General features: G+C 44.8%; 6 protein-coding genes and 1 tRNA gene. 4 read left to right on the top strand and 3 right to left on the bottom strand.

Going from position 1 to position 4,383, the window contains the following annotated elements; genetic code table 11:
* Positions 1-121: 121 nt before the first annotated feature.
* Positions 122-280 (top strand): hypothetical protein, encoded by a 159-nt coding sequence (locus ACKI5G_RS07780; RefSeq protein WP_407399211.1) that lies wholly within the window; start codon positions 122-124, stop codon positions 278-280.
* A gap of 591 nt (positions 281-871) precedes the next feature.
* On the opposite strand, the gene ACKI5G_RS07775 is transcribed toward ACKI5G_RS07780, so the two are convergent.
* Positions 872-1,003, bottom strand: a complete 132-nt coding sequence (locus ACKI5G_RS07775) for a hypothetical protein (protein WP_268761948.1) — start codon at positions 1,001-1,003, stop codon at positions 872-874.
* 402 nt (positions 1,004-1,405) lie between these two features.
* On the opposite strand from ACKI5G_RS07775, the gene ACKI5G_RS07770 reads away from it, so the two are divergent.
* The 3 genes from ACKI5G_RS07770 to ACKI5G_RS07760 all read left to right on the top strand — a co-directional run bounded on the left by ACKI5G_RS07770 (position 1,406) and on the right by ACKI5G_RS07760 (position 2,082).
* Entirely contained in the window at positions 1,406-1,624 is a 219-nt protein-coding gene (locus ACKI5G_RS07770; protein WP_407399209.1) for a hypothetical protein, read from the top strand.
* 20 nt (positions 1,625-1,644) lie between these two features.
* Positions 1,645-1,854 carry a DUF2922 family protein gene (locus ACKI5G_RS07765; protein WP_276837741.1) on the top strand — a complete coding sequence of 70 codons (210 nt, stop codon included), beginning with the start codon at positions 1,645-1,647 and terminating at the stop codon, positions 1,852-1,854.
* A gap of 78 nt (positions 1,855-1,932) precedes the next feature.
* Entirely contained in the window at positions 1,933-2,082 is a 150-nt protein-coding gene (locus tag ACKI5G_RS07760; RefSeq protein ID WP_071997202.1) for a YvrJ family protein, read from the top strand.
* Positions 2,083-2,322: 240 nt separating this feature from the next.
* On the opposite strand, the gene ACKI5G_RS07755 is transcribed toward ACKI5G_RS07760, so the two are convergent.
* A tRNA-Leu gene (locus ACKI5G_RS07755) sits at positions 2,323-2,409 on the bottom strand.
* Between the two features lie 83 nt (positions 2,410-2,492).
* Positions 2,493-4,383: 4-alpha-glucanotransferase (malQ, locus tag ACKI5G_RS07750; protein ID WP_407399206.1), on the bottom strand; the 1,891-nt coding region annotated here is incomplete at its 5' end.

Below are 4,383 nucleotides of genomic sequence, written 5' to 3'. Positions count from 1 at the left end.
CATAAAGACCGGTGATGGAAAGGAACTACTATACAAGTATAGCAATGTTATGGAAAGATATGAATCTGAACCCTGGGCAAATGCCTGGGGTTTTTAATTTCGATGCCGCAAGCGGCATTTGGTGCCAGCAACACTTAATGAAGCCCCACAAATATATAGGGCTGAATTTAGTGATGCTCACTCGACAAAGGCCGTTGCCTTGGCCTTTGCCTGTCGTTGCAACGACATTGATGCGTGGATGGAACGCAATCAGATGTTTCAATGCCGCAAGCAGCATTAGGTCGTTGCAACTTTTCCTGCTTTGCCTTGGCGGTGGTTGGGGCAGTTTCAATGCCGCAAGCAGCATTAGGTCGTTGCAACTCAGTGGCGGAATCATTCTTTACAAGTGACTTAACGTTTCAATGCCGCAAGCAGCATTAGGTCGTTGCAACTTAATAGATTTCATCACTTGTCTAATGCTCCCTACGTTTCAATGCCGCAAGCAGCATTAGGTCGTTGCAACTGTACCCCCTGTGGACCCCCATGGATACTGGACCAAAACGAAACTTTTGGAGTGAAACTTCAAAATCCACCCCAAATAGGCTAAATCGAACATGGATACTGTTTTTAAAAAGGCCCGCAAGCAGGCAATAAATCCAGCCATATCAAGGCTTAATGATGTCCACGCTCTTTCGGGAGTGAAATTCCCAAAACACTGGGTTTCAGGGGATCCAAATCTCACTCCTGCCTCTCATATCTATATCCATTCTACACTGTAAGAAAAAATCCTTCTTTTAGCGACAAGATATTTTTTCGCTATCTGGAACTAATTCCTCCAGCCAACGGAACCATACAAAAAGGGACTGCCGAAGCAGCCCCAAATCATACAACCTTAATATTGATGAATTTCCTCATAAAGCCCTACAAACAGGCGATACAGCATCTTTCCGCCCATAATTACCAACGAACCAGTCAAGCCGATAAACAATCCTAATATTAAAACAAGAGCCCAATTTATCGCCATGTAAAATCACCCCTTTGGTTCCAGCTGGCCAATAGTATACGTTCCAGCCAACCTCATTATACCATTTCTTACTGGGTATATCGGAATATATGGGCCAAATAGCGAGCTTTTAATCTAATTATAATGATAGCTGTAAAGGAATTTGTGTTAATATTTTACTATTTATAGGTTATTTTTAGTAATTTATTGACACATTATCCACAACTGTGTATAATTAAAACAATCAAATATGAATTGTCACGGAATGACGATTATATAACCTGATTTCTCTCCTGGCCGGGATAGGAATATATTGTCATTCCGCGAAAAGTCCGCGGTATGGCTCCGCGGGCTTTTTGCGTTACAGTGAAAGTCCTCCGGAACAGTCTTGTTTTATTTTATCTTATGAAGGAGGTCAAGATTATGACTATGAAATCCAATGAAACCAGCGCCATCAAGCTGAAGGTCGTAACCGACATGGACATGGGTAAGGAGTCTTACTCTACCGTAACTTTCTCCGGCATCAGTGCGGCAGTTTCCGATGATAACTTCATGGAGCTTGCAGATGCCCTGGCTTCTCTCCAGAGTTTCCCTGTGAAGAATGTAAGCCGTATTAACAGTTGCAACCTTGTAACTGAGTAATGGAAGGAGGATGATTTATTATGGCAAAGAAACTCTATCTCGAATTTGAGCAGCACAACGACCCAAAGAAGCTCAAGACCGTTGTTATCGCCAACCCAAAGGCTGGCATTACAAAGGCTGAGGCTACTGCTGTTATGCAGAAGTTTGTGGATCAGAAGGCTTACGCTGATGTTACCGGCGTACATGACGCTTATCTGAAGGAAACCGTTGTCACCCAGCTGGCTGAGTAAGGCCCGCATTATGATTACCCCCTTCGCTGTCCCCAGCTGGCGGCGGAGGGGTTTTCTCTTAAAGAAAGGAGAAAACCTATGGAGGAAAAGATTTTATCGGCAGTCAGCACCGTAGGCTTTCCAATAGTCATTACCTTTTATCTTCTGATAAGGTTCCAGACTACCATGGACAAGTTCTGCGACAAGCTGGATGCCCTGATACTGGAAATCCGCAAGGAACACTCGTAAAAAAAATCGTGTGGCCATTCCTAAAATTTAGGTTTTGGCTGCACGATTTTTTTATTTTTATACACTAAAAATGTATTATCTCCCATTCCCCACTTTTCTATATTTTTTACCCATGAAATAGGGACAGGCTCATTTATTTTTGTAACTAAAAATCTTTGTGGGTGTACAGCGGGTGTACACCCCTGTTTTGAAAGAAAATTTAAAAGGCTTCCGAAAATCTCGGAAGCCTTGATTTTACTGTGGTGCCGAAGGCCGGACTCGAACCGGCACGTATTTGCATACGGCAGATTTTGAGTCTGCTGCGTCTGCCAATTCCGCCACTTCGGCACATTTAGGTTATGTAACGACGTCACACAACAGTGCTATACTAACATACTATATTAATATTGTCAACTGTTTTTGGAACATAACTACCGATTATATTTTTCCACCAGACCTGCCAGCCATTGGGCTTTTTCTGAGGTTAAGGACCCAGGCAGCATTCTCCAACTCCAATTTCCTCCTGCGGTTCCCGGCAGATTCATGCGATTATTGCCGTCCAAGGCCAAAATATCCCACACCGGAACAATGGCTGTACGGGCTCTGGATGCATAGGCATGTTCCACCAAGGCCTGACAGAGTGTTTGGCTGTCTGCCCCTTCCTTACCCAGAAGTTTTGCCACTGCAGCTCTGGTTTCTGTATCGGCATCATCTTCCAGCCAGCCCACCACAGTATTGTTATCATGGGTACCGGTATAAACAAGACTGTTTTCCGGTTCCACAAAATTTATTCTGTGGAAGGCATTAAAATGAAGCTCAAACTGCAATACCTTCATTCCCGGATAACCGCATCTTTCACGGAGTATCTCAACCTCATCGGTGATGATGCCCAGATCCTCTGCCACTATTGGCACTTCACCCAAGGAATCCTTTAATTTTCCAAAGAAATCCATTCCCGGACCCTTGACCCATTCACCATCAATAGCAGTTTCCGCATCGCCATCTATCTCCCAATAAGCCTCAAAGCCACGGAAGTGATCAATGCGAACCATGTTCACCTGCTCCAGCATACGGCTCAAACGGCTTATCCACCAACGATAGCCGTCCTTGGCCATTTCATCCCAATCATATTGCGGGTTGCCCCACAGCTGGCCAGTCTTGCTGAAGTAATCAGGTGGTACTCCCGCCACCTTCAGTGGCCTTCCATCCTCACCCAGCTTAAAGAGTTTTTGATTGGCCCACACATCAGCACTGTTTTGGGACACAAATATTGGCATATCCCCCAAAATCTTTATGCCTTTTGTGTTGGCATAGATCTTAAGCTCCTGCCACTGAGTGGAGAACAAATACTGGTAGAAGCATTCCCTGCCAATCTCCTGAGCCAGTTCATTTCTGGCCTTCTCCAAAGCCTCAGGCCTACGCTTTTTTAGATCCTCAGGCCACTCTATCCAACCAGCTTCCAGCTGCTGTTTTGAAATTGCTTTAAATAAGGCATAATCATTGAGCCAATAGGCCTCCTGGCTGCAAAAGCCTTCAAATACGGCCATATCATCGGCATTACCTTTGGTAAAGAAATTATCCGCCGCCTTGGCCAGTAGCTTCCCCTTAATTTGACGGGCAAATTCGTAATCCGTCTTATTCGTGGCCTCCCTTTCAGGTACCTTAATATCCTCCTCAGTAAGCAGTCCCATATCCACCAGCTTTTCCATGGATATAAGCATGGAGTTGCCGGCAAAGGCTGATGGGGAGGCGTACGGAGAATTACAGTCATCAACAGGAGTCAACGGCAAAAGCTGCCATATTTTCTGATTGGCCTCTGCCAAAAAGTCCACGAATTCATACGCTGAGGCACCAAAATCTCCCACGCCATATTTTGACGGGAAGCTGGTTGGGTGCATCAACACACCGCACTCCCTAATGTGCTGGGCCTCGTTCTTAACACATCGATATATTTTTACACTGCAAGGCTTCATGGATACATGGAGAACTTCCCTAATAACTTTAAGTTCCCTGCCATCGCCAAAAACATTAATAAAGCTGCCTGCCCACAGATCACGAACATCCACATAGACCGTTCGCATTTCCTTGCCACGATTCATGAGAACAAGGAAAACATCATTTTCAGCAGGCTCGCCAAATACATCCTTGCCATCATCAATAACCCTTGCATAACCAAAAATATCCCCATCGGAATAAATTGGCAGGAATTTTCCTGTCTGCAGGGCCACATTTTCATTTCTTAGATGAATGAGCTTTTTGTACCACTGACGCAGGTCTTCGTCACCATTATCCCAATCGTAAGGAAGACGACAGAAAGGATCC

This window comes from Anaerovibrio sp. (assembly GCF_045637405.1).
In the GTDB taxonomy this organism is placed as follows: domain Bacteria; phylum Bacillota; class Negativicutes; order Selenomonadales; family Selenomonadaceae; genus Anaerovibrio.
Note: the sequence above shows the minus strand (reverse complement) of the source record. Positions and strands in the feature narration are given on the sequence as shown.

Bases quoted from the DNA above. Each gene is read 5' to 3' on its own strand.
- ACKI5G_RS07775 (WP_268761948.1), bottom strand. From the start codon at position 1,003: ATGGCGATAAATTGGGCTCTTGTTTTAATATTAGGATTGTTTATCGGC.
- ACKI5G_RS07770 (WP_407399209.1), top strand. From the start codon at position 1,406: ATGACTATGAAATCCAATGAAACCAGCGCCATCAAGCTGAAGGTCGTA.
- ACKI5G_RS07765 (WP_276837741.1), top strand. From the start codon at position 1,645: ATGGCAAAGAAACTCTATCTCGAATTTGAGCAGCACAACGACCCAAAG.
- ACKI5G_RS07760 (WP_071997202.1), top strand. From the start codon at position 1,933: ATGGAGGAAAAGATTTTATCGGCAGTCAGCACCGTAGGCTTTCCAATA.